This window comes from Pantoea sp. UBA5035 (assembly GCF_002415245.1).
GTDB lineage: Bacteria > Pseudomonadota > Gammaproteobacteria > Enterobacterales > Enterobacteriaceae > Pantoea > Pantoea septica.
The window spans coordinates 268,768-293,350 of record NZ_DICD01000008.1 but is presented as its reverse complement, the minus strand read 5'-3'; the positions used below and the strand labels follow the sequence as shown (position 1 = coordinate 293,350).

The 24,583-nt window shown below is 64.0% G+C and carries 21 protein-coding genes; 10 read left to right on the top strand and 11 right to left on the bottom strand.

Annotated features, from left to right (window positions below):
• Both B3229_RS06205 and B3229_RS06200 read left to right on the top strand, forming a co-directional pair.
• Positions 1 to 882: ABC transporter ATP-binding protein (locus B3229_RS06205; protein ID WP_286870135.1), on the top strand; the 882-nt coding region annotated here is incomplete at its 5' end.
• Complete coding sequence (locus tag B3229_RS06200; RefSeq protein ID WP_033751500.1) at positions 882 to 1,613, top strand: ABC transporter permease; 732 nt, start codon at positions 882 to 884, stop codon at positions 1,611 to 1,613. The genes B3229_RS06205 and B3229_RS06200, both read left to right, overlap by 1 nt.
• Positions 1,614 to 1,778: 165 nt before the next feature.
• On the opposite strand, the gene B3229_RS06195 is transcribed toward B3229_RS06200, so the two are convergent.
• Positions 1,779 to 2,519, bottom strand: coding sequence for a MerR family transcriptional regulator (locus B3229_RS06195; RefSeq protein ID WP_048784577.1), 741 nt, complete (start codon positions 2,517 to 2,519; stop codon positions 1,779 to 1,781).
• Positions 2,520 to 2,671: 152 nt separating this feature from the next.
• On the opposite strand from B3229_RS06195, the gene B3229_RS06190 reads away from it, so the two are divergent.
• Both B3229_RS06190 and B3229_RS06185 read left to right on the top strand, forming a co-directional pair.
• On the top strand, positions 2,672 to 3,235 hold the full coding sequence (locus B3229_RS06190; RefSeq protein WP_286870134.1) for a helix-turn-helix domain-containing protein: 564 nt from the start codon (positions 2,672 to 2,674) through the stop codon (positions 3,233 to 3,235).
• Positions 3,232 to 3,765 (top strand): GNAT family N-acetyltransferase, encoded by a 534-nt coding sequence (locus tag B3229_RS06185; protein ID WP_048784575.1) that lies wholly within the window; start codon positions 3,232 to 3,234, stop codon positions 3,763 to 3,765. The genes B3229_RS06190 and B3229_RS06185 overlap by 4 nt, the downstream gene beginning before the upstream one ends.
• Here the strand turns inward: B3229_RS06185 and B3229_RS06180 are convergent.
• Positions 3,750 to 5,009 (bottom strand): histidine-type phosphatase, encoded by a 1,260-nt coding sequence (locus B3229_RS06180; protein WP_286870133.1) that lies wholly within the window; start codon positions 5,007 to 5,009, stop codon positions 3,750 to 3,752. The genes B3229_RS06185 and B3229_RS06180 overlap by 16 nt on opposite strands.
• Before the next feature lie 183 nt (positions 5,010 to 5,192).
• Between B3229_RS06180 and dinG the strand changes: the two genes are divergently transcribed.
• Together dinG and ybiB are read left to right on the top strand one after the other, a co-directional pair.
• Positions 5,193 to 7,370, top strand: a complete 2,178-nt coding sequence (dinG, locus tag B3229_RS06175) for an ATP-dependent DNA helicase DinG (RefSeq protein WP_286870132.1) — start codon at positions 5,193 to 5,195, stop codon at positions 7,368 to 7,370.
• A gap of 54 nt (positions 7,371 to 7,424) precedes the next feature.
• Positions 7,425 to 8,393, top strand: coding sequence for a DNA-binding protein YbiB (gene ybiB / locus B3229_RS06170; RefSeq protein WP_286870131.1), 969 nt, complete (start codon positions 7,425 to 7,427; stop codon positions 8,391 to 8,393).
• 1 nt (position 8,394) lies between these two features.
• Here the strand turns inward: ybiB and B3229_RS06165 are convergent, their stop codons facing one another.
• The 3 genes from B3229_RS06165 to hutH form a co-directional block, all read right to left on the bottom strand.
• Positions 8,395 to 9,552, bottom strand: a complete 1,158-nt coding sequence (locus B3229_RS06165) for a M20 aminoacylase family protein (RefSeq protein WP_286870130.1) — start codon at positions 9,550 to 9,552, stop codon at positions 8,395 to 8,397.
• A 1,157-nt stretch (positions 9,553 to 10,709) separates the two neighbouring features.
• A complete protein-coding gene (hutU, locus tag B3229_RS06160; RefSeq protein WP_033751478.1) occupies positions 10,710 to 12,395 on the bottom strand; it encodes a urocanate hydratase in 1,686 nt (561 codons plus the stop codon).
• A 10-nt stretch (positions 12,396 to 12,405) separates the two neighbouring features.
• Complete coding sequence (gene hutH, locus B3229_RS06155; protein ID WP_286870128.1) at positions 12,406 to 13,965, bottom strand: histidine ammonia-lyase; 1,560 nt, start codon at positions 13,963 to 13,965, stop codon at positions 12,406 to 12,408.
• A 264-nt stretch (positions 13,966 to 14,229) separates the two neighbouring features.
• Between hutH and hutC the strand changes: the two genes are divergently transcribed.
• Entirely contained in the window at positions 14,230 to 14,985 is a 756-nt protein-coding gene (hutC, locus tag B3229_RS06150; RefSeq protein WP_033751474.1) for a histidine utilization repressor, read from the top strand.
• On the opposite strand, the gene B3229_RS06145 is transcribed toward hutC, so the two are convergent.
• Complete coding sequence (locus B3229_RS06145; RefSeq protein ID WP_286870124.1) at positions 14,969 to 15,508, bottom strand: HutD family protein; 540 nt, start codon at positions 15,506 to 15,508, stop codon at positions 14,969 to 14,971. The two genes, hutC and B3229_RS06145, sit on opposite strands and share 17 nt — an antisense overlap.
• The gene (locus B3229_RS06140; protein ID WP_286870121.1) at positions 15,505 to 16,860 is read right to left on the bottom strand and encodes a formimidoylglutamate deiminase; all 1,356 of its coding nucleotides are present in this window, start codon (positions 16,858 to 16,860) and stop codon (positions 15,505 to 15,507) included. Before B3229_RS06140 ends, B3229_RS06145 begins: the two co-directional genes overlap by 4 nt.
• Positions 16,861 to 16,944: 84 nt before the next feature.
• Between B3229_RS06140 and hutI the strand changes: the two genes are divergently transcribed.
• Together hutI and hutG are read left to right on the top strand one after the other, a co-directional pair.
• Positions 16,945 to 18,162 (top strand): imidazolonepropionase, encoded by a 1,218-nt coding sequence (hutI, locus tag B3229_RS06135; RefSeq protein ID WP_286870120.1) that lies wholly within the window; start codon positions 16,945 to 16,947, stop codon positions 18,160 to 18,162.
• The gene (hutG, locus tag B3229_RS06130) at positions 18,159 to 18,950 is read left to right on the top strand and encodes an N-formylglutamate deformylase (RefSeq protein WP_286870117.1); all 792 of its coding nucleotides are present in this window, start codon (positions 18,159 to 18,161) and stop codon (positions 18,948 to 18,950) included. The genes hutI and hutG overlap by 4 nt, the downstream gene beginning before the upstream one ends.
• A gap of 17 nt (positions 18,951 to 18,967) precedes the next feature.
• On the opposite strand, the gene B3229_RS06125 is transcribed toward hutG, so the two are convergent.
• On the bottom strand, positions 18,968 to 19,600 hold the full coding sequence (locus tag B3229_RS06125; RefSeq protein ID WP_286870115.1) for a flavin reductase family protein: 633 nt from the start codon (positions 19,598 to 19,600) through the stop codon (positions 18,968 to 18,970).
• Between the two features lie 141 nt (positions 19,601 to 19,741).
• Here B3229_RS06125 and rlmF point away from each other — a divergent pair, with 141 nt between their 5' ends.
• On the top strand, positions 19,742 to 20,662 hold the full coding sequence (rlmF, locus tag B3229_RS06120; protein ID WP_286870114.1) for a 23S rRNA (adenine(1618)-N(6))-methyltransferase RlmF: 921 nt from the start codon (positions 19,742 to 19,744) through the stop codon (positions 20,660 to 20,662).
• 2 nt (positions 20,663 to 20,664) lie between these two features.
• Here rlmF and ybiO read toward each other — a convergent pair whose 3' ends face one another.
• The 3 genes from ybiO to glnP form a co-directional block, all read right to left on the bottom strand.
• The gene (gene ybiO / locus B3229_RS06115) at positions 20,665 to 22,935 is read right to left on the bottom strand and encodes a mechanosensitive channel protein (protein WP_286870113.1); all 2,271 of its coding nucleotides are present in this window, start codon (positions 22,933 to 22,935) and stop codon (positions 20,665 to 20,667) included.
• Positions 22,936 to 23,189: 254 nt separating this feature from the next.
• A complete protein-coding gene (gene glnQ / locus B3229_RS06110; protein ID WP_033751456.1) occupies positions 23,190 to 23,912 on the bottom strand; it encodes a glutamine ABC transporter ATP-binding protein GlnQ in 723 nt (240 codons plus the stop codon).
• Positions 23,909 to 24,568 carry a glutamine ABC transporter permease GlnP gene (glnP, locus tag B3229_RS06105; RefSeq protein WP_033789185.1) on the bottom strand — a complete coding sequence of 220 codons (660 nt, stop codon included), beginning with the start codon at positions 24,566 to 24,568 and terminating at the stop codon, positions 23,909 to 23,911. The genes glnQ and glnP overlap by 4 nt, the downstream gene beginning before the upstream one ends.
• Positions 24,569 to 24,583: the final 15 nt, after the last annotated feature.

Below are 24,583 nucleotides of genomic sequence, written 5' to 3'. Positions count from 1 at the left end.
GATTTGTCGCTGCAGATCGGCGAGGGGGAGTTTAGCGTGCTGCTCGGCACCTCCGGCTCCGGCAAATCGACCACGCTGAAGATGATCAATCGCCTGGTGGAGTTCGACGAGGGCGAGATCCTCTTCGCGGGCGAGTCGATCCGTCGGCTTGACGCGCGCGATTTGCGCCGGCGCATGGGCTACGCCATTCAGTCCATCGGTCTGTTTCCCCACTGGACGGTGGAAAAAAATATCGCCACCGTGCCTGAGCTGCTCGGCTGGTCCAAAGCCCGCATCCGCGCGCGGGTCGAAGAGCTGCTGGCGCTGCTCAGTCTGGATGCGCATCTGGCGCGGCGTCTGCCACATCAGCTCTCCGGCGGCCAGCAGCAGCGCGTCGGCGTGGCGCGGGCGCTGGCGGCAGACCCTGAAGTGCTGCTGATGGATGAACCCTTCGGCGCGCTCGATCCGGTCACGCGCGGCGCGCTGCAGCAGGAGATGCTGCGCATTCACCGCCTGTCGGGCCGCACCATCGTGCTGGTAACGCACGACATCGACGAGGCGCTGACGCTGGCGGATAACATCGTGCTGATGGATCAAGGAGAGATTGTGCAGCAGGGCAAGCCCGCCGCGCTGCTGACGCAGCCGAAAAACGATTTTGTGCAGGACTTCTTCGGCAGAAGCGAGCTGGGCGTGCGTCTGCTGTCGCTGGGCCAGGTCGGCAACGCGGCGCGGCGCGGCGAGTGGCTGGAGGGCGAGCCGCTGGCAGCCGCGCAGTCGCTGCGCGAAGCGCTGTCGCAGTTTATCGCCCGGCGCGCCGATAAGCTGCCGGTGGTGGATGAACGCCAGCAGCCGTTGGGCGTGCTCTACTTCAGCGATCTGCTGACCCTGCGCGAGGGGCAATGATGCGCTGGCTGAAGGACCCGCTGCTGTGGCTGATTATCCTGTTTGTGGCGCTGCTGCTCGGCCTGCCCTACAGCGGGCCGCTTTTCGCCTGGTGGTTCCCCGAACAGGCGCGGCCGCTCTACCAGCAGGAGAGTTTTCTCCAGCTGGCGCTGGCGCATCTTTTTCTGGTGGTGACCGCCAGCGCGCTGGCGCTGCTGGTCGGCGTCGGCGGCGGGGTGCTGGTTACGCGACGCGCGGGACGGCGCTTTCGGCCGCTGGTCGAAACCATTGTGGCTGCCGGACAGACCGTTCCGCCGGTCGCGGTGCTGGCGATCGCCGTGCCGGTGATGGGGTTCGGCGCCTGGCCGGCGGTGGTGGCGCTGCTGCTTTACGGCCTGCTGCCGATTTTACAGGGCACGCTGGCCGGACTCGATAGCGTGCCCGCCAGCAGTCGGGAGATCGCCGACGGCGTCGGCATGAGCGCCTGGCAGCGTTTGTGGCAGGTAGAGCTGGCGCTGGCTGCGCCGGTGATACTGGCGGGCGTGCGCACCTCGGTCATCGTTAACATCGGCACGGCGGCTATCGCCTCCACCGTGGGCGCGGAGAGTCTCGGTTCGCCGGTGATTATCGGCCTGAGCGGCTTTAACACCGCCTATGTGATTCAGGGCGCGCTGCTGGTGGCGCTGCTGGCGATTGTCAGCGATCGCCTGTTTGAGCGCCTGCAGCGCTGGCTTAGCGTGAGTGGAGAATAAGGGTATAGCCGACCAGCATCAGCCCGCCGGTGCCGCCGACGGCCATAATGAAAAACAGCGTTGCGAAGAAGATTTTTTGCCAGTTCATGCGGAAACCTGAGTAGAGCCCGAAAGCCGGGGATGATAACGCGGGCAGGGCGAGGCGAAAAGGGCCCTGCGTGCGTTTTACTGAAAGCGCGTTTCGTGAGCGCGAATGGTATATCCCTGCTCCTGCCAGTGCGTCAGCTGCTCCTGCTGGCGACGCGTAAGCTTTTTGCCGGTCCAGACGAAAATAGTCTGACCGGGAAAAAGCTCTGGACGCGGCAGATCGAGCGGTTCCGCCAGCACGTCAAGCCGCCAGCCCTCCTGCGAGAGGCGCCAGGCTTCCAGCCAGATGCGGGTGCGGTCTTCTACCGCCCAGCCAAGGATCAGCGCGTCTTTACCCGCTTTTTTACGACTGGCGGCGAGACAAAAGGCGACGTAATCAATCAGCGCGCCGTCCAGCAGGCTGCTCATCACGCGCGCGGTGTTCTGATCCAGACCGAGCTTCTGCCGGACCGGCATAATCACGTGGTCGATAAGCGCGTCCACCGGATTTTCCCGCCCAAGCGCGGCGATTTTGGCGCGCAGTTTTGACGGTTTGACGTGGCGCAGCACGCTCATCAACTCTTCCTGCAGGTTGCCCCAGCCGTCGTGCACGTTTACGCTCTCGCCTTCGAGCAGCGCTTTGACTTTGCCCACCGGCACGCCGCTTTCGATCCAGCGTTTGATTTCTTCGATGCGCTGCACATCCTCGTCATCAAACTGACGATGTCCACCCTCCGATCGCTGCGGCTTTAACAAGCCATAACGTCGTTGCCACGCGCGCAGCGTGACTGGGTTTATTCCACAGCGTTCGGCGACGTCACCGATACTGTAAAAGGCCATAACTTCCCCAAACTTCCTGACTGCGATCCAATAACCTTAACTAACCGGATCAACTTGTACAAATGTTTTTTAAGTGTACAAGTTGACCCTGGCGCCAGTTTCACGCTATATCTCACATATGAGATATTATTCCCACATTTGAGAAGAAAATAATGCTGACTGAAGAGACTGAACAACGCCTTGCGGCTCGCCTGGCGGAACTCCGCGTTCAGCGCGGCTGGTCGCTGGATGAACTCGCCACGGCGACCGGCATCAGCCGGGCGTCATTGTCGCGTATTGAGCGCGGCGAAACCAGCCCGACGGCTGCCTTATTGAATCGCCTGTGCGTCGCTTATGGTCTTACCATGTCGCGGCTGTTAAGTGAAGTGGAAGAGACGGTCAATCTGCTGCTGACGCCGGAACAGCAGCCGGTATGGCGCGATGACGCCAGCGGCTTCGTGCGCCGCAACGTCTCCCCGCCGGCCGCCCACTTTCGCGCAGAGCTGGTGGAAGGGCAGCTGCGGCCGGGCGCACGCATCGATTACGATGCGCCGCCTGTTCAGGGGCTGGAGCAGCATATCTGGCTGCAGCAGGGCGGCCTGACCATCACCATGGACGGGCAGAGCTGGACCTTACAGAGCGGCGATTGCCTGCGTTTTCACCTGACCGGCCGCTCGGCGTTCGAGGCGCATCTCACCGACGGCGCGCGCTATGTGCTGGTAGTGTGCAAACCATGACGACTTATGAATGGATTGACGCCGATCGGGCGCGCATCGAGCAGGGCTTCCTCAGCGATCTGCTGCAGGCGTGCGTGGCGGACGGCGCCAGTATCGGCTTTACCGATCCGCAGGACCGCGCGACGATAGCGCGTTTCTGGCAGCAACGCGCAGCCAGCCTCGCCGAAGGCGAGAACGAACTTATCGTTGCGCGCCAGCACGAGCGGGTGGTCGGCACGCTAACCCTGAGCGCCGCCGTGATGCCCAACGGCCGCCATCGCGCGGAGATAAGCAAGCTGCTGGTGCATCCCGCCGCCCGCCGTCAGGGCATTGCGCGCCAGCTGATGCGGCTGGCAGAACAGCGCGCACAGGCGTTGGGCAAAACGCTGCTGGTGCTGGACACGCGCAGCGGCGACGCCGCCACGCAGCTCTATCTTTCGCTCGGCTGGCAGATCGCCGGATCGATTCCAGACTACGCCGAATCGATCGCGGGCGAGCCAGAGGCGACGACGGTGATGTTTAAGCTGCTGCAGGCTCAAGGCAGCGCATAGCTGACCGGCGTCACCGCCCGACGGTCAATCTGCCGGCTTAGCGCGCGAACGGCGCTCTTCAGCGGGCAGAGCGTTCCCACCGGCGTCACGCGGCAACCCGCCTGCCGCCACTCCTCGCGCAGCAGCGGATGCGCGGCGTCGATCGGCTGCAGACGGCGCAGGTCATCCAGGCTTTGCGCCTGAAAATAGACGCGCAGAAAGCGTTCACCGCTGGCGTTGTCGCGCCAGCGCTCCAGCACAACACTGCCGCCGGGCGGGATATTGCCGCGCGCGTAGCCGGGCAGCGTCCAGCTAAAGCCCATCAGAGTGCGCACCATCGCGATATTGGTGTCGTGAGCCACCAGCAGCAGCCAGCGTGCATTCGGCGCGGCGTGGCGGCCTTCAGCGGCCTCCAGCATGGCGTTGAGCAGAATCGAGCCGCGCCTTTGCGCGCTGTAGAGCACGTCGTTGCTGAGGTCGTAGTTCGCCGTCAGCAGCGGCAGAATGGCGGTGATCTGCGCGGAGCGGGTGATATGGCCCCAGGCGATCTGGCTGAGCGGCAGGTTCTCGCTCCAGGCGAGGCGCAGCGTCTCCGCCATGCTCGCCATCACGCTCAGGCCGGCGATGTAGGCGTGGCCGCCTCTGCTCTGGCGAATCTGCCACGGCTGATCGAACAGCGCGCAGTGGGCGTCGGAGAGACATACCGCCTGCTTCAGCGCCTGAACGGCGGGCTGCAGCGCTCGCTGGCGCGCGGCCAGATCGCCCGCCTTCGCCGCGACCGCCGCCCGCTGCTGCGCGGGATCGGTCGTCGTCGCGGCGAAGGCATCGGTCTGGAACAGCGGATCGGCTTCATCCGCCACGTGATGCACCGGCACGCCGCAGCCGGGAAAGGCGCCGTCCACCAGCGCTTCGGCGGTGGCGCGAGTGCGCTGCAGCGGGCTGGCGCGCACGTAAATATCCCGCGGCTGCGGGCAACCAGCCGTCAGCAGGCCGAGCTGGCGATAATGTTCGCCCTCCCAGCGCCCTTTATTGACCACCGCCGCGTAGCCGTGGCCGGTCAGCTCGCCGTCGCGCGTGCTCCATACCGTCCAGGGACGCTGCGTGGCGGCCTCAATCTCTTTGCGGTTGCCCGGCGTGGGCGGACGCACGCCGTGGCGGCTCAGCTCTACCACCTGCTCCAGCTGATAGGTCGGCTGCGCGGCGGCCTGCGCTGTCCAGAGCAGCAGGGCGCAGATAGCGGCAAAGGCGCGGCGGGGGAAAATCATCTCTTCTTCCTTATGAGAACGGCGGTGATGCGACACCATAGCGCTGAAGCCCGGCCGCTGGCTACGGCAAGATTTTTCCGCCGCGCAATTCTTCGAGACGGCGCGAAAAAATGCGCCTCAAAGCTGACGCTGGCGGATTACTGTGTAAAAATACAGGCCATTTTCACCCGGCGGTAAAAGACTATGGCCCTGACAGCAGCAATAAAAAGCCAGATAGCGCAGTGGTATAAGGCGCTACAGCAGCAGGTGCCGGACTTTATTCCCCGCGCGCCGCAGCGCCAGATGATCGCCGAAGTGGCGAAGTGCCTGGCGGGCGACGACGCGCGCCATCTGGCGATTGAAGCGCCGACCGGCGTCGGCAAAACCCTCTCTTACCTGATCCCCGGCATCGCGGCGAGCCGCGCCGAAGAGAAGACCCTGATCGTCAGCACCGCCAACGTGGCGCTGCAGGATCAGATCTTTACCAAAGATCTGCCGCTACTGAAAAAGATCATTCCCGATCTTACCTTTACCGCCGCCTTCGGGCGCGGGCGCTACGTCTGTCCGCGCAATCTGGCGGCGCTGGCGGCCAGCGACGACCAGCAGGGCGATTTGCTGCTCTATCTCGACGACGAGGCGGTAAGCAGCACTCAGGAGGAGCAGACGCAGTGCGGCCGACTGGAGAAGTCGCTCGGCAGCTACGCCTGGGACGGATTGCGCGATCACAGCGAAGAGAATATCAGCGACAGCCTGTGGCAGCGCCTCTCGACCGACAAAGCGAGCTGCCTCGGCGCGCACTGCCGCTGGTATCGCGAATGCCCCTTTTTTGTCGCCCGTCGTGAAATCGAGCAGGTGGATGTGGTGGTGGCTAACCATGCGCTGGTGATGGCGGCGATGGAAAATGAGTCGGTGCTGCCGCCGCCGAAGCACCTGATGCTGGTGCTGGACGAAGGCCACCATCTGCCGGAGGTGGCGCGCGACGCGCTGGAGATGAGCGCCGACATCACGCCCGGCTGGAGCAGCCTGCAGCTCGATCTCTTTGTGCGGCTGGTAGAGGGCATTATGACGCAAATGCGTCCGAAATCGCCGCCGCCGCTCAGCAATCCGGAGCGTCTCAAGGCGCACTGCGAGGAACTGCGCGAGCTGCTGACGACGCTGAGCCAGGCGCTCAATCCGCTGCTGCCCGCCGACAACCAGCCGGGCGAGTTTCGCTTTGTGCTCGGCGAACTGCCTGAAGAGCTGCTGGCCCTCTGCGCGCGCCTGTTCAAGCTGAGCGACGCGCTGCGCGGGCTGGCGGAAGGGCTGATCAACGCCCTCAGCGAGCAGACCGGCAGCGTCGATCTGATGCGTTTGCACCGCAATCTGCTGCAGCTTAACCGCCAGTTCGGCTGGTTCGAATCGGTCAGCAAGCTGTGGCGGCTGGCGGCTATGCCGAAAGCGTCGGGCGCGCCGGTGTCAAAGTGGATCACGCGCGAGCTGCGCGACGGCCAGGCGCATCTGCTGTTTCACTGCGCCGGCATTCGCGTCAGCGATCAGCTGGAGAAGCTGCTGTGGCGCAAAATCCCTCATGTGGTAATGACTTCCGCCACGCTGCGCTCACTCAACAGCTTCGGCCGCCTGCAGGAGATGTCGGGCCTGAGCGAGAAAGCCGGCGACCGATTCGTGGCGCTCGACTCGCCCTTTAATCACGTCGAGCAGGGCAAGCTGGTGATCCCGCAGATGCGCTATGAGCCGCTGCTGGCTAACGAAGCGGAGCATATCGCCGAAATGGCGGCCTTTTTCCGTCAGCAGATGAAAGAGGAGAAGCACAAAGGGGTACTGGTGTTGTTCGCCAGCGGCCGCGCGATGCAGCAGTTCGTCGCACAATTGCCGGAGCTGCGGCTGACCATGCTGGTGCAGGGCGATCAGCCGCGCTCGCGCCTGGTAGAGCTGCACCGTAAACGGGTGGCGAAGGGCGACACCAGCATTCTGGTGGGCCTGCAGTCGTTCGCCGAAGGGCTGGATTTAAAAGGCGAACTGCTGAGCCAGGTGCATATTCATAAAATCGCTTTTCCGCCGGTGGACAGTCCGGTAATTTTGACCGAAGGCGAATGGCTCAAGAGCCTGAATCGCTACCCGTTTGAGGTGCAGAGCCTGCCGAGCGCCTCCTTTACGCTGATCCAGCAGGTCGGCCGCCTGATCCGTAGTCATCAGTGCTACGGCGAAATCGTCATCTATGACCGTCGCCTGCTGAGCAAAGCCTACGGCAGCCGCCTGCTGGCCGCGCTGCCGGTCTTTCCTATCGAGCAGCCGGAGGCGCCCGCCGCGCTGAAGGTGAAACGCGCGCCAGCGCTGGCGGGTAACAAACGGCGCCCCACCCGGCGGCCGGCGGCGAAGCGTTAACCACTGACTAACTTTTGGCCGCCGCCTGGCGCGGCCCCTGACCGGAAGCGAAGAATGGAACTGAACAAAGTGATTAAAGAGATCGGACGCGGCAAAAATCACGCGCGCGATCTCGACCTCGCCACTGCGCAGGCGCTTTATACGGCGATGCTGGCGGGCGAAGTGCCGGAACTGGAGCTGGGTGGCATTCTCATTGCGCTGCGCATCAAGGGCGAAGGGGAAGAGGAGATGCGCGGTTTCTATCAGGCGATGCAGGCGCGCATGATATCGTTGCAGGCGCCTGAGCAGCATCCGCAGCCGATAGTTATTCCCAGCTACAACGGCGCGCGCCGTCAGGGCAACCTGACGCCACTGCTGGCGCTGTTGCTGAATCGCCTGGGCTTTCCAGTGCTGGTGCACGGCGTCAGCGACGATCCGACGCGCGTCACCAGCGAGGCGGTGTTCGCCGCGCTCGGCATTGCGGCGGTGACCACGCAGCAGCAGGCGCAGGCGGCGCTGGACCGGGGCGGCCTCGCCTTTATCACCATCGATCATCTCTGCCCGCCGATGGCGAAGCAGCTTTCGCTGCGCTGGCGGATGGGGGTGCGCAGCAGCGCCCATACGCTGGTGAAGCTGGCAACGCCGTTCGGCGAACGCGACGCGCTGCGTCTCTCCAGCGTATCGCATCCGGAATATGTGCCGCGCGTGGCGAAATTCTTTAGCGATATCGACGCGCCCGCCATTCTGCTGAACGGCACGGAGGGGGAAGTCTACGCCAGTCCGCTGCGCTGCCCGGCGATCAGCTTTATTCCCGGCGCAGGACGCGAGGCGGAAGTCTGGGTCGAGCGACAGCCGGAAGCGGCGCCGGAGCTGCCGGCGGATAAATCGGCCGAGGCGACCGCGCGCTGGACGGAAAGAGTGCTGAAGGGTGAGCGCCCAGTGCCGCAGGCGCTGCGTCTGCAAATCGCCTGCTGCCTGCGCGCCAGCGGAGAAAGCGCGTCGCTGGAGGCGGGCCTGGCGCGCCTCAGCGACGCCGGGTTTTAAGTTAGCCTTGCGGCAGCGCCTGTTCGACCAGGCGCTGCCAGAACGTCACGCCCAGCGGGATTAGCGCGTCGTTAAAGTCATATTCGGCATTGTGCAGCGGTGCGGAAGGCGTCGCGCCATCGGCGCCTAACCAGAAATAGGCGCCGGGACAGACATCAAGCATGCAGGCGAAATCTTCCGACGCCATGGAGGGATTCACCTGCCAGTAGACCTGCTCTTCGCCCAGCATCTGCTGCGCCGCGATGCGTACCTGCTCAGCGGGTTCGGCATGGTTGGCGGTGACCGGATAGCCGGGAAACCAGTGAACCGCGCCGCTGACGCCGAACGGGCGCGGCAGGGTAGTGACAAACTCTTCGATCAGACCGCGTACCTTGTTGCGTACGTCGGTCTGTAAACATCGCACCGTACCGCGCAGCACCAGCGTTTCCGGGATGACGTTAATCGCTTCGCCGCCGTGGATCTGCGTGACGCTGACCACCGCCGAGGCGAGCGGCGAGAGGCGACGCGACGGAATGGTTTGCAGCGCCAGAATCAGTTCGGCGGCCACCACCATTGGATCGGCGCCGCTTTCCGGCATCGCCGCGTGGCAGCTCTTGCCGGTCAGGGTTATTTCAAACGAGTCGAGCGACGCCATCATCGCGCCGGGATTGACCGCCAGCGATCCCACCGGCATGCCTGGCCAGTTATGCAGCGCATAGATCGCATCCATGGGGAAGCGCTGAAACAGGCCTTCTTCGACCATTTTGCGCGCGCCGCCCAGATTCTCTTCGGCGGGCTGAAAGATAAAGTGCACCGTACCGCGGAAGCGACGCGTGGCCGCCAGCTGTAACGCCGCCGCCAGCAGTATCGAGGTATGGCCGTCATGGCCGCAGGCGTGCATCACGCCCTGACGCGCAGAGCGCCATTGCGGGTTGCCTTTTTCGGTGATGGGCAGGGCGTCCATATCGGCGCGCAGTCCGATAACCGGGCCGTCGCCGTTGCGCAGCGTGCCGACCACGCCAGTGCCTGCCAGCCCGCGATGCACCTGTAGCCCCGCCATTTCCAGCTCCTGCGCGACCAGATCGCTGGTTTTATGCTCCTGATAACCGAGTTCCGGTTCGCGGTGCAGCTGATGACGCCAGTGTTGGGCTTTGTCGAGCAGGGCAGGGGATAAGGTCATGCGGAATCGCGCTCCTGTAGTGATATGTCTCCACTTTAGTGGCAAGGCGCAGGCGCGTCTATCTTCCGGGCTGGGAATTTGGCTATAGGTCAGAACCAAAGGGAATAAGGGGCAGCGGACCGGCTGAGGGCGGTGCGGGGTAGCGGCGCCGCTTGCCTTTTGCGCGCGGCGCGCGCCTGGCGACAGGCCTGCTGCGCAGGCGGTCTTGAGCGGGTTTCGTTCGCTGGCGACTTGTTTGCTGCGCGGGCGGCTCTGAGCAGGTTTCGTTCGCCCGGTAGCCAGGCAGTTTCATTTCGCCCGCTGCGGGCGACCGAGCAGGGCCGGTGGGCGCCGGCCCTGCACCCGCGCCCCGGGCCAGCTCACCCGCCCGCTGCGCCGGTCCCTTCGCTCCCTCAGGATTTCTGACGGACCGCGCAGGACAGGCCGTCCTGGCCTGGCCCGCGCTTTCGGCGACGTCCTGTCGCCTCATCCTGAAATCCTTCCTTCGCTCAGCGGCTGCGATGGCCCCCACAACCCCCGCTGCACGTCCTGAGGATTGAAGGCGCAGCCTTATTGCTGCAAGCGCGAACCCTATTCCCAGACAGCGCAGCCGTTAATAAAAAATAAGGAAATTACAGGCGAGGGGTTGGTAGAGGCATCCGACACGCTGAGGCGCGCACGGCGGCCAGGACGAGCCGACAGGACGTCGGCGAGAGCGCGGCATGAGACAGGATGTCGAATCCGCGCGGTCCGTGCGGCCGACGTAAGCAACGAAGGGACCGCGCGGAGCGCGGCGTGGAGGCTGCCGGAAGCCGGGATTGTTAAGGGGCTGGCGAGCCCCTTAACACGCACGCCAGCAGCGGCGCGGCTGAAACTCCCTGCCGCCTGGCGGGCGGAACCCGCTCAGAGCCTGTTCGCGTAGCAGACTTAAGCCGCCTGGCGGGCGGAACCCGCTCAGCGCCGCCTGCGCAGCAGACCAACTCGCCAACGGGCGGAACCCGCTCAGCGCCCGCCTGCGCAGCAGGCCAACCCGCCTGGCAGGCGGAACCCGCTCAGCGCCGCCTGCGCAGCAGGCCAACCCGCCTGGCGGGCGGAACCCGCTCAGCCCCGCCTGCGCAGCAGGCAAACCCGTCAGGCGGGACGGAACCCGCCGCCGCCCGCGCCCGGCCTGGCGCCCCTCACTTCACCATCGGCAGATTAAGCCCGTGCTCGGCCGCGCAGGCCTGCGCGCGCTCATACCCGGCGTCCGCATGACGCATCACGCCCGTAGCGGGATCGTTCCACAGCACGCGGCCCAGACGCTGATCGGCCTGCTCGCTGCCGTCGCAGACAATCACCACGCCCGCATGCTGCGAAAAGCCCATGCCGACGCCGCCGCCGTGGTGCAGGCTCACCCAGGTCGCGCCGCCCGCGGTATTCAGCAGGGCGTTAAGCAGCGGCCAGTCGGACACCGCGTCGGAGCCATCCTTCATCGACTCGGTTTCGCGGTTCGGTGAGGCGACGGAACCACAGTCGAGATGATCGCGGCCAATCACAATCGGCGCTTTCAGCTCGCCGTTGCGCACCATCTCGTTGAACGCCAGTCCGGCCAGATGGCGCTCGCCCAGCCCCAGCCAGCAGATGCGCGCCGGCAGACCCTGAAAGGCGATGCGTTCCTGCGCCATATCGAGCCAGCGATGCAGGCTTTTATGCTGCGGAAACAGCTCTTTGAGCTTCGCATCCGTTTTGTAGATATCTTCCGGATCGCCCGACAGCGCCACCCAGCGGAACGGCCCTTTGCCCTCGCAGAACAGCGGACGAATATAGGCCGGCACGAAGCCCGGAAAATCAAAGGCGTTCTCGACGCCCTCGTCCAGCGCCACCTGACGAATATTGTTGCCGTAGTCCACCGTCGGGATGCCCATATGGCAGAAGTCGAGCATCGCCTGCACGTGCACCGCCATCGAAGCGCGCGCCGCTTTTTCCACCGCTTTCGGCGCGCTGGCGCGTTCGGACTGCCAGCGCGCCACGTCCCAGCCGATCGGCAGATAGCCGTTAATTGGGTCGTGCGCGGAGGTTTGATCGGTAACGATATCGGGCTTCAGGCCGCCCGCGCGGGCGCGTTTCACCATCTCCGGCAGGATCTCGGCGGCGTTGCCCAGCAGGCCGACGGAGATCGCCTGTTTCGCCCGCGTCGCCTCTTCAATCAGCGTCAGCGCCTCGTCCAGCGTGTAGGCTTTGTGATCGACATAGCGGGTGCGCAGACGAAAATCGATGCGCGATTCCTGACACTCGATGGCCAGCACGCAGGCGCCCGCCAGCACGCCCGCCAGCGGCTGCGCGCCGCCCATGCCGCCCAGACCGGCGGTCAGGATCCAGCGTCCGGCCAGATCGCCGTTATAGTGCTGACGGCCCGCTTCGACGAAGGTTTCGTAGGTGCCCTGCACGATGCCCTGCGCGCCGATATAGATCCACGAGCCGGCGGTCATCTGGCCGTACATCATCAGCCCGGCCTTATCCAGCTCGTGAAAATGATCCCAGTTGGCCCAGTGCGGTACCAGGTTGGAGTTCGCCAGCAGCACGCGCGGCGCGTCGGCATGGGTGCGGAAGACGCCGACGGGCTTGCCCGACTGAATCAGCAGGGTTTCATCGGGCTGCAACAGCTCCAGCGAGCGCAGGATCTGTTCAAAGCATTCCCAGTTGCGCGCCGCTTTGCCAATACCGCCGTAAACCACCAGATCTTCAGGCCGCTCGGCCACGTCGGGATCGAGGTTATTCTGGATCATGCGCCAGGCGGCTTCGATCAGCCAGTTGGCGCAGTGCAGCGTAGTGCCGTGCGGCGCACGCACTTCGCGCGCCACGGCCTGGGAGAGAGTTTCGCTCATAGCAGATTCCTTATTCACCAGAAGAGACGGTCTGCTGGCTGGGCAGCAGCGCCGTGAGAAAATCGGGCCAGTCGCTACGGCTGGCCCACAGACGCATGGCGTCGATATCGGGCGCCAGCAGGCGGTCTTCCTCAAGGAAGGCGACCTGCTGACGAATACGGCTAATCTCATGCTCAAGCAGCGCGGAGCTTTGCAGCGGACGATGGAACTCAATGCCCTGCGCCGCCGCCATCGCTTCAATGCCGACCACCGCGGCGGTGTTAAAGCACATGCTGCCGAGGCGGCGCGCCGCATAGGTCGCCATTGAGACGTGATCTTCCTGATTGGCGGAGGTTGGCAGGCTGTCGACGCTGCCCGGATGCGCCAGCGATTTATTCTCTGAGGCCAGCGCGGCGGCGGTGACCTGCGCAATCATAAAGCCGGAGTTGACGCCGCCGTCGCGCACCAGAAAGGGGGGCAGGCCAGAAAGGCCGGTGTCGAGCAGCAGCGCCATGCGGCGTTCGGAAATGGCGCCGATCTCCGCCACCGCCAGCGCGATAATGTCGGCGGCGAAGGCCACCGGTTCGGCATGGAAATTGCCGCCGGAGATGACATCGCCGCTGTCGCTGAACACCAGCGGGTTATCCGAAGCGGCGTTAGATTCAATCTGCAGCACGCGCGCGGCGTGAGTGAGATTATCGAGGCAGGCGCCCATGACCTGCGGCACGCAACGCACCGAGTAGGGGTCCTGCACCCGGCCGCAGTTAGCGTGCGAGCCGAGAATTTCGCTGCCGTTGACCAGCGTCTCGACGGCGGCGGCCACCGCGATCTGCCCGTGCTGGCCGCGCGCCTGATGAATGCGCGCGTCGTAAGGTTTCAGCGAGCCTTTAATCGCCTCCAGCGACAGCGCGCCCGCTACCAGCCCGGCGGCCATCAGGTTTTCCGCCTCGAACAGGCCGCGCAGCGCCAGCGCGGTCGACACCTGGGTGCCGTTAAGCAGTGCCAGACCCTCTTTCGGGCCGAGCACGAAGGGTTCCAGCCCAACGGAGGCCAGGCCGTCGCGCGCGGGGATCAGCGCGCCCTCGACGCGTACCTGGCCTTCGCCCAGCAGCATCAACGAGAGATGGGCGAGCGGCGCCAGATCGCCGGAGGCGCCGACGGAGCCTTTTTCCGGAATGCAGGGCATCACGCCCGCGTTAAACAGCGTCAGCAGCGCGTCGATCAGCGCCATACGCACGCCGGAATGGCCGCGCGCCAGGCTGATGATTTTGGTCGCCATCACCAGACGCGTGACGTTGTCGGGCAGCAGATCGCCCAGACCCACGCTGTGCGACAGCACCAGATTACGCTGCAGATCCGCAAGGCGGGCGGCGGGAATCTGCGTCTGCGCCAGCTTGCCGAAGCCGGTATTGATGCCGTACACCACCTTGCCGGAGGCGACAATCTCATCCACGGTCTGCTGCGCGCGCAGGATAGCCTCCTGCGCCTGCTCATCGAGCGTGAGCGTCACGCCGCCCTGATATATCCTGCGCAGCGCGGCAAGATCCACTTTACCGGGAACCAGGCGCATCGCCTGAGCCGAACCTGACATAGTCTACTCCTGTCTATACAAGTAAGCGCGTTAAGCAAAAACCCGAACCGTTTTCACTCTGCGCAGCGAATGAAATCGAGTGAACCACAAGTGTCTATTCTTGTCTATACAACTGGCAAGCTATAAGCATTTGCTATGCCAGCGCGATCACAAATTAGCGTGCTCAACTGGGGGGCGATAGCGAGACGGGCGGGGCTGAGGATGTATATACATTTACGTCGCCAGACAGTAAACTTCAGGCATTATCGTGATAAGGAAATAAATATGGTCGAGCATTCGGCAATAGCACAGCTGGCGGCCGCGATGAGCGATGAGCCAGCCCCAATCTATCAGCGCGTCAAACAGGCGATCGTCAGCCAGATCCGCGCGGGCAGCTGGAAGGCGAACCAGCGCGTGCCGTCCGAAAGCGAACTGGTCAACGAGCTGGGCGTGAGCCGCATGACCATCAACCGCGCGCTGCGCGAACTGACCAGCGAAGGTTTTCTGGTGCGTATGCAGGGCGTCGGCACCTTCGTCGCCGAGATGAAAGGCTACACGGCGATGCTCGAAGTGCATAACATCGCGGACGAGATTGCCCAGCGCGGCCACCAGCACCGCTGCCAGATCCTCGCAATCGGCCAGAATAAAGCCGATCCCGAGCAGGCGGCGGTGCTTGGCTTAAGCACCGGTCAGACCCTCTTTCATTCGCTGATCGTGCACTATGAAGACGACCTGCCGGTGCAGCTGGAGGATCGCCTGGTCAATCCGCTGGTGGCGCCCGATTACCTGAGCCAGGATTACCATCGGCTTACGCCCTATACCTATCTGATGCAGGTAGCGCCGCTCACCGCAGGCGAGCACATCGTCGAAGCGGTGCTGCCGGACGCGCGCCAGCGTAAATATCTGTCGCTGGATGAGCACGAGCCCTGCCTGCTGATTCGCCGCCAGACCTGGAGCGACACCAAAATCGTCACCTACGCGCGCCTGCTCTATCCGGGATCGCGGTATAAGCTGCTCGGCCGATTTAAGGGACACGGCTAAGACGCGTCAGCAGCAGCTGCGCGTCCGGCGTGACCGGCGTCAGCCGCGTCTCCTCATCCAGCCACCAGACCCCTTGCGCAGCGCCTAACCGTTCGCCGCTCGCCAGCTGCCACTCGCCGGCGATCGCCCAGGCGACGCCGTGCAGGCTGGCTGCCGCCTGCGCGGTCACCGCCACCTCCGCCGCCCAGCTGTCGCGCCGCGTCATGATGTTAAAATCTTCGCTTTCCCCCTGCAGCGCGGCGTGGATCGCCCATTCGCCCGGAAAACGCCACGGCTGAAGCGGCTTCAGCCGGTGGGTCGCGTCGGGCGCGCTGAGCTGCACTTCATCGCCGCGCAGCAGCGTAATCACCCGGTCGATGCCGGGAAAGCGCGAGAAATCGCCGTCGTGGGCGAGGGTGGCGATGCTGGCGCGCCAGGCGAAATCCGCTTCGCCCGGCGGATAGCTGACGATTTCGCGCGTCTCGCCGCCGCCGTTGCGCCAGCGGCTGACCGGAAGATCGGCGTAGCAGAAGTACGTTCTCATCGCAGCGCCGCCATCGCCTGGCGAAACGCGGCCGCACAGCGCTCTTCCGCGGCGTGGCGTCCCGCCTCGATCACCGCGCGGCCCGCGACCCACACCTCGCGGATCTGTTCGCGCCGTCCGGCAAACAACCAGCGGTTGAGCAGCGCCTCGTCGCCCACGCTGTCGAGCCATTCATCCTCCGCCAGCACCAGCCAGTCGGCGCGTTTACCCGGCGACAGTTCGCCGAGCGCGACGCCGCACGCCTGCGCGCCGCCGAGTGCCGCGCCGCGCCACAGCAGATCGCCCACCGAGGGCTGCTCCGCCGTGGTGATGCGGTTGCGACGGCGATCGCGCAGCCGCTGGCCATATTCGAGCCAGCGCAGCTCCTCCAGCGCGCTGAGGGAAACATGGCTGTCGGAGCCGATGCCCCAGCGTCCGCCCTGGGCGATAAACTCAGCCGCCGGGAAGATGCCGTCGCCAAGATTGGCTTCGGTGGTCGGACAGAGACCGGCCACCGCGCGACTGGCGGCGAGCTGCGCGATTTCGCGCGCGTCGAGATGGGTGGCGTGGATCAGGCACCAGCGCGCATCGACCTCAAAGCGGTTAAGCAGCCACTCCACCGGCCGCTCGCCGCTCCAGGCCAGGCAGTCGTTGACCTCTTTCTCCTGCTCCGCGATGTGGATATGCACCGGCAGCGCGGTATCGCTCGCGGCCAGCGCCTCGCGCATCTGCGCTTCGCTCACCGCGCGCAGCGAGTGAAAACAGAGGCCGCGATTAAGCAGCGGCTTATCGCGTACGCTCGCCGCCAGCCGTTCCTGCTGCCGCAGCCAGGCGTCGGTCTGTTGAATAAAGCGTTTTTGTCCCGGCAGCGGCGGCTGCGCGCCGAAGCCGCTGTGGCTGTAGAGCACCGGCAGCAGCGTCTGGCCGATGCCGGCAATGTCGGCGGCCTGCATCAGCTGCTGCAGCATCGCGTCCTGCGCGTAGGGCGCGCCGCTGGGATCGTGATGGAGATAGTGAAACTCTGCCACCTGGGTATAGCCGCCTTTTAGCATATCGATATAGAGATACGCGGCGATAGCGCCGACCTGCTCCGGCGTCAGGCGCTGCACCATGCGATACATCAGGTCGCGCCAGGTCCAGAAGCTATCCTGGGGATCGCCCGCGACCTCGGCCAGCCCGGCCATCGCGCGTTGAAAGGCGTGCGAGTGCAGGTTGGCGACAGAGGGAATGGTTGCGCCGGGCAGGTGGATAGCGTCGTGCGCGTTGCTGTCGGGCGTGACGCGCTCAATGACGCCGGCGTCGTTAACGGTAATGCGCACCTGATGTCGCCAGCCGTCGGCCAGCAGCGCGCGTGGAGCAAAAAAGGTTGCCATAGTTGATCCTCACCGGCTGTAGTTGTATATACATATACATACTTTAAAAGGCGGAGTAAATCGTCCGCAACGGGAGAAAGCGCAATGGCGGAAAGCAAAGCGATCGACAGCCTGTGGCTGGGGGCCGATCTGGTCACCATGCGCGAAGGCAAATATCACATCATCGAGGATGGCGCGCTGGCGGTCACAGGCGACAGGATAGTGTGGGTAGGGCCGCGCGCAGAGATGCCCGATTTTACGCCGCGTCAGCAGCACCGCTTCGACGGCGGCATACTGACGCCGGGCCTGATCGACTGCCATACCCATCTGGTGTTCGGCGGCGACCGCAGCGCAGAGTTCGAGCAGCGCCTCAACGGCGTCAGCTACGCCGAGATCGCCGCGCAGGGCGGCGGCATTCTCTCGACGGTGCGCGCCACGCGCGAAGCCAGCGAAGCGTCGCTGGTGGCGTCGGCGCGCTGGCGGCTTGACCGACTGCTGGCGGAAGGAGTCACCACGGTAGAGATTAAATCGGGCTATGGGCTGGATGAGGCGAGCGAGCTGCGCATGCTGAGCGCCATCCGCCAGCTGGGCGAAAGCGCGCCCGTCGACGTGCTGGCGACCTGCCTGGCGGCGCACGCCTTTCCACCGGAATTTAAACAGGATCCCGACGGCTGGGTCGATCTGATTTGCCAGCGCATTCTGCCGCAGGTGAAAGCCAACGGGCTGGCGGACGCGGTGGACGCCTTCTGCGAGCATCTGGCCTTTTCTCCGGCGCAGGTGGCGCGCGTATTCGATAAGGCCGTCGAGCTTGGCCTGCCGGTGAAGCTGCACGCCGAGCAGCTCTCTTCGCTGGGCGGCGCGCGGCTGGCGGCGGGCTACGGCGCGCTCTCCGCCGACCATCTCGAATACGCCACCGAAGAGGACGCGCGGGCGATGGGCGAACGGGGCACGGTGGCGGTGCTGCTGCCCGGCGCCTTCTATCTGCTGCGCGAAACCCAGCGGCCGCCGGTGGCGCTGTTTCGCCAGCACGGCGTGCCCATGGCGCTTGCCAGCGACGCCAATCCCGGCACTTCGCCCGCGCTCTCGCTGCGCCTGATGCTCAATATGGGCTGCACGCTGTTCGGCATGACGCCGGAAGAGGCGCTGGCGGGCGTCACGCTCTGGGGCGCGAAAGCGCTGGGACTGCAGCAGACGCACGGCTCGCTGGAGGCGGGCAAAGTGGCGAACTTCGTCCACTGGCCGCTGGCGCGTCCGGCGGAACTGGTTTACTGGCTGGGCGGCGAGCTGCCCTGTACCGTTATCTATCGCGGAGAAGCGCAATGACACCTTTCGACTTTACGCCAGGCAGCCTGCCGCTGCTGGTGAGCATTCCTCACGCCGGCACGCAGCTTACGCCGGAGGTGGAAGCGGGGCTGAGCGAGGCGGCGCGCGGCCTGCCCGATACCGACTGGCATATTCCGCTGCTGTTCGATTTTGTGCGCGATCTGGGCGCCAGCGTGCTGATCGGCCGCTATTCGCGTTTTGTTATCGACCTGAATCGTCCGCCGGACAATCAGCCGCTCTACGCCACGGCCACTACCGGCCTCTTTCCGGAAACCCTGTTCGACGGCTCGCCGACCTTCGCGCCGGGCCAGACGCCCTCTGCGGCGCAGCGCGAAGGCTATCTCCGCGATATCTGGCAGCCCTATCATCAGCAGATTCAGCAGGAGCTGGCGCGCCTGAAGGCGGAACATGGCTACGCGCTGCTGTTTGACGCTCACTCTATCGCCAGCGTCATCCCGCGACTTTTTGAGGGACGTCTGCCGGATCTCAATATTGGCACCAACGACGGCAAAAGCTGTCGTCCTGAGGTGACGCAGGGACTGGAAGCGGTCTGCGCGGCGCAGAGCGACTACAGTTGGGTGTTGAACGGACGTTTTAAGGGCGGCTACATTACGCGCGCCTATGGTCAGCCGGAAGAGCAGGTCGAGGCGGTGCAGCTGGAGCTGGCGCAGCGGAACTATATGGAGGAGACGCCGCCGTTCGCCTGGCGGCAGGAGCGGGCTTCAGCGCTGCAAAAGGTGCTGAAGCCGCTTATGCAAAGTTTTATCGCGCGCGGCACAAGCCGATAGCGGGCGGCGCGCCGCGCTTAGCGGCGGCGCGCGTCCGGCCGCATCAGGTCGAAGCGCTCATTTTCGCTGATGCCGTAATAGGCGCTCGGCCCGCCGGCGCGCAGAATAGGCTGCGCGCGCGCCGTCTGATAAATCCCCTCGTCCAGCAGCGACTCGTCGATATGAATGGCGATCGCTTCGCCCAGCACCAGCCAGCTGTCGAGCGGGTTACCCTGCGCATCCTGCAGCTGGATCAGCTGCGTCAGGCGACATTCGAAGTTCACCGGGCTTTCCGCCACCAGGCTCGCCTTCACCTGCGAGGCGGCCAGCGGTGTGACGCCCGCCAGCGCGAACTCATCCTGCTCCGGCGGCACCGACGCCGAACTCTCGTTCATCGCTTCCGCCAGCGAGCGCGTCGCCAGGTTCCAGACGAACTCTTTGCTTTCGCTGATATTACGCACGCTGTCTTTCCAGCCGCTGCTGGCGAAGCCGATGATCGGCGGATGGTAGTTAAAGCAGTTGAAGAAGCTGTAGGGCGCCAGGTTGCGCTGGCCCGCCGCGGAAATCGAACTGATCCAGCCGATGGGGCGCGGCCCGATAATGGCGTTCAGCGGGTCGTGCGGCAGGCCGTGGCCGGCGCGCGGCTGATAGGAGTAGCGTTTATGCGTCATCTTTTATCCCGTAGCGAAGTGTTAACAATATCTTAGCGCTACAGCATCGGCTGCATCGGGAAGAAATGTGTAAGCGGATTGTGCGGCTTTATTTTCCCGGCGCTGCGGCGTATTGTACGCGCCTGCAAAACGGGAGACGCCATGAACAAGCCAGCCAGTAATTTATTCCACGCCCGCAACCGCCATCAGGGCGAATATGACTTTGCCGCTTTGACCGCCGCGCATCCGCCGCTGGCGGCCAAAGTACGGCCCAACGGCTACGGCGCGCAGTCGATCGATTTTGCCGACGCGGAGGCGGTGATGCTGCTCAACCAGGCGCTGCTGAAGCTTTTTTACGGCATCGAGTGGCAGCTGGCGCCCGGCGCGCTCTGTCCGCCGGTGCCGGGCCGCGCCGATTACCTGCACTATCTGGCCGATCTGCTGGCGCTGGACAACCGCGGCGCGATCCCGCAGGCGGATATTCTGGATATCGGCTGCGGCGCGAACTGCATCTACCCGCTGATCGGCCAGGCGGAGTATGGCTGGCGCTTTACCGGCACCGATATCGACGAGGCGGCGCTGAAGGCGGCCAGTCGTATCGTGTCGGCCAATCCCGGATTACAGCGCGTGATTCGCCTGCGTCGGCAGAAAGATCCGCAGGCGGTGCTGGCGGGCGTAGTGAATAAAAATGAATTTTTTCACGCGGTGATCTGCAACCCGCCGTTCCACGCCTCGGCGGCGGAAGCGGCAGGCGCCTCGCAGCGTAAAACGCGTAATCTGAAGCTGGAGAGCGCGACGCCGCTCAACTTCGGCGGTCAGCATAACGAGCTGTGGTGCGAAGGCGGCGAAAAAGCGTTCGTCGGCAAGATGATCGCCGAGAGCGCGGCGCTGGCGCGCCAGTGCGTCTGGTTCACCTCGCTGGTGTCGCGCCGCGAGAACCTGCCCGCGCTGGAAAAACAGCTGCAGGCGCTCGACGCGGCGGAGGTGCGGGTGGTGAATATGGCGCAGGGGCAGAAGCAGAGCCGTTTCCTCGCCTGGAGCTTTATGCCAGCCGCGACGCGCGCGCAGCGGCTGGCGAAATAGCCTTACTCCGGCGCCGGCAGCGCGGGCAGGGCGGCGGCGCTCGCCACGCTGCTGCCGGTCTGCATCACCTCTACCGTCTGGCGCGGCGCTTTAATCCCGGCCGCATCGAAATGTTTCTTCACCATACTGTCCAGCGCAAAGCGCACCGTCCACTGTTTCAGCGGCTGGGTGGTAAAGGAGACGCGCACGGTAAAGGCCTGGTTGGTCAGGCCCACGAGCCCAGCGAAGTTCGGCTCGCCAATCACCATGCCGCGAATATCCGCATTCTCCAGCAGCTCATCCACCGCCTCCTGCAGCACGCGATTCACCCGCTCGCTATCCTCGCCGCGCTCGACGTCATAGTTCGCCACAAAAGAGCCGATACCGCGCACGAAGTTGGCGAAGGTGGTGATCGAAGACCAGGGAATGATGTGATAGGCGCCGGTATCCTGACGCACGCCGACCGAGCGAATCGACATTCGCTCTACCGTGCCGGTGATGGCGCCGATGGTCACCAGATCGCCGGTATTCATGCCGTTCTCGAACTGGATAAAGATGCCGGTGATAATATCCTTCACCAGGGTTTGCGAACCGAATGAGACGGCCAGGCCGAGGGCGCCCGCGCCCGCCAGCAGCGGCGCGATATTGACGCCGATTTCCGACAGCAGAATCATGATGGTAATGGTGCTGATCACCACCGCCAGCGCGTTGCGGAACAGCGTCAGCAGCGTGCGGGTGCGGGCGCTCGGCATCGGGCGCCCGTGCGAGTCGGAGGCGAGCCGGCTCTCAATCAGGCTCGCCAGCACCGTCCAGCCTATCGCCGAGAGCAGCAGGATCATCACGATGCGGATCAGCACGTCCACCATCTTCTCGCCGGCGCCCACCGTGAGCCAGTGCCAGAGATCGAACAGGTTCCAGGCGTTAAGCAGCAGCAACAGCGTAGCGAACACCGTGACGACGCGCGCCAGCTTCAGCAGCGCCTTTACCCAGTCGTTGACGCGCTTCTGCAGCGCCGGATAGTTGCGGCGCAGGTCGGCCGACAGCGTAATGGTTTTGCCTATCCAGCGCGTCAGGATGCCGGAGACGAAGGCGGCGATGCCGATAATCGCCAGCGTACGCACCGTGGCCGCCATCATAAATTTCAGGCTGTCGCCGGGATTGAAAATAGAGAGCAGGAACAGCGCGATAAAGTAGGCGCTTGCCAGCCAGTGCCACACCAGCGCGAAGGCGCGGATAAAAAAGGCAAAAAAGGCCATACTGCGATCCGACAGCGCCTGCAGCGCGAAATGAATCGCGCGGCGGTTGGTAAAGATAAGAAACAGCGCCCAGCCGGTCATTATCCCCATAATCAACACGTTGACCACGGCCGCGACCTGCACGTTAACCTGATTGGAGACAATTGGCACGATCACCAGCAGCCCGTAGCCGATTAGTCCGGAGAGCCAGCTTAAGCGCGTACTCCAGTAGCGGGCGCGCCCGTCGCTGAGATGAAAGAAGCGCAGGTCGGCGAAGCCGGGGCAAAAAATCAGGCGCAGCACCGCTTTAAAAAACTCAATCAGCGCAAAAGCGTTGAGGAACAACCCTTGCTGATAGGCGATAGTGCGGCTGTCGCCGTGATAGTTATCGCTGAGGATTTGACCGACAAACAGCGTCAGCGCCAGCATCAGCAGGTCAATCACGAAGGCGCCGATAATCGCCGCCGGCAGCTGCAGCCAGTTATGCTGCTCATGGTTCTTTGCGCGTCCCCAGCGGCCCATACGGCGATAGAGCGGCGACATCCCGCGGCGCAGCAGCCAGTAAAAGGCGAACAGCGCCGCCGCCAGCACCACGAAGTGGCGCAGCGCGTTAAAGAAAGTATCCGGATTGAACGCCTTGTGCGGCGCGTCGGCGATATTGTCATGCAGGCGGGCGAACTTATGCGCTACGTCGCCGCCGAACTCGCGGGTGACGTCCGTTACGCCCTGCAGCACGGTTTTATCCTCTTCTTCGGTCGGCGGCGTCAGCGCAGGCGCGTTGTCTTTCGCCGCTGCGCTGGAGGCGCCGCGCAGCTGATTAATCAGCTCTGCGCGCGACCGATCGTCTTCCAGAATATTCGCCAGCGCGGCGTAAGCGGCTTTTTTCTCGTCAAGGGTCGGCTCATGTTGCGCGCCGCTGGCGCTGCCGGACGACTGCTGCGCCGCCACCGCCGCCTGCGGCAGCGTGACCGCCTGCGCGGCGGGCAGCATAAAACAGCAAAGCAGCAACAGCGCGATCCCTTGCCGCACCCGGCGACAATAATTGTGGGCTGATGACATGGCTTTCTCCTTAGCAACCTCTGGCTCACAGGTGGAGAAGTATAGTCAGGCGCCGGGAGTGAAAGATTTGAAAGGCATTAATCGTACGGTTTAGGAGAGGCGGGCGGCATGGTCCGATCGCAAAGTCGCTCAGGGCATCCATGCTCGCTCGGCCCGCGACATCCCTGTCGCGGGACGCTTTGCTCTTCGGACCATGCCGCCCGCCCTGTTGTAGAGGTAAAAAGCGACGGGCCGACAGATGTCGGCCCGGAAACTCAGGAAACGTGCTGCAGGAACTCGCGCAGACGATCGCTCGGCGGCTGGGTAATCAGCGCATCGGGATCGCCATCTTCCGCGATGGTGCCCTTATCGATAAAGATCAGGCGCGACGCGACTTTCTGCGCAAAGCCGACTTCATGGGTGACGATCACCATGGTCATGCCTTCTTCCGCCAGATCCTGCATCACCTTCAGCACCTCGTGGCGCAGTTCGGGATCCAGCGCGGAGGTCGGCTCGTCGAACAGCATCAGCTTCGGCTTTACCGCCAGCGCGCGGGCGATAGCGACGCGCTGCTGTTGGCCGCCGGAAAGCTCGGAAGGAAAGTGGTGCGCGCGCTCGGCCAGGCCAACCTTCGCCAGCAGCTGGCGCGCCAGCGTATGCGCATCCTCTTTCTTTGCGCCGCGCACGCGAATCGGGCCAAACGCTACGTTATCCAGCGCGCTCATCTGCGGGAACAGATGAAACTGCTGGAACACCATGCCCGCTTCCTGGCGGATCAGACGTTCGTCTACCTTAGGATCGTTAACTTTCAGGCCGTCGACGATCAGATCGCCGCTGGTGATCTCTTCCAGCTTATTGATGCAGCGCAGCAGCGTCGATTTGCCGGAGCCGGACGGCCCGATAATCACTACCACCTCGCCCTGATTAATCTTCAGGTTGATATCGTGCAGCACCTGAGTGGTGCCGAAGCTCTTTGAAACGTTTTTAAATTCAATCACAGGATTTTCATCCTTTTCTCGATGCGGCGCAGCACAAAGCTCAACACCAGGGTAATCACAAGGTAGATAATCGCCACGGCGCTCCAGATCTCCAGCGCGCGGAAGTTGCCGGCGATGATCTCCTGGCCCTGACGCGTCAGTTCCGCCACGCCGATAACGATAAACAGCGAGGTATCTTTGATGCTGACGATCCACTGGTTGCCAAGCGGCGGCAGCATACGGCGCAGCGCCAGCGGCATAATAACGTAGCGCAGGGTTTCGCGACGCGATAGCCCCAGCGCCAGGCCCGCTTCGCGGAAGCCTTTATTGATCGACAGCACCGCGCCGCGCGTGATCTCGGCGATATAGGCGCCAGAGTTGATCATGATGGTCACCACCGCAGCGGTGAAGGGATCGATGCGCAGATCGGGGAAAGCCATCGGCAGCGCGAAGTAGATAAACATCACCTGCACCACGATAGGGGTGCCGCGGATAATCTCAATAAAAACCAGCGCGAGGTTGTTCGCGATCCAGCCGCCATAGGCGCGGGCAAAGCCGGCAACCAGGCCGATGATCAGCCCGCCGACCAGACCGAGCACTGAGATCAGCAGGGTCATTTTCGCGCCTTCGATCAGGGCCGGCATCGCGGGCCAGATGACGCTCCAGTCAAACTCCATGGTGTGACTCCAGTT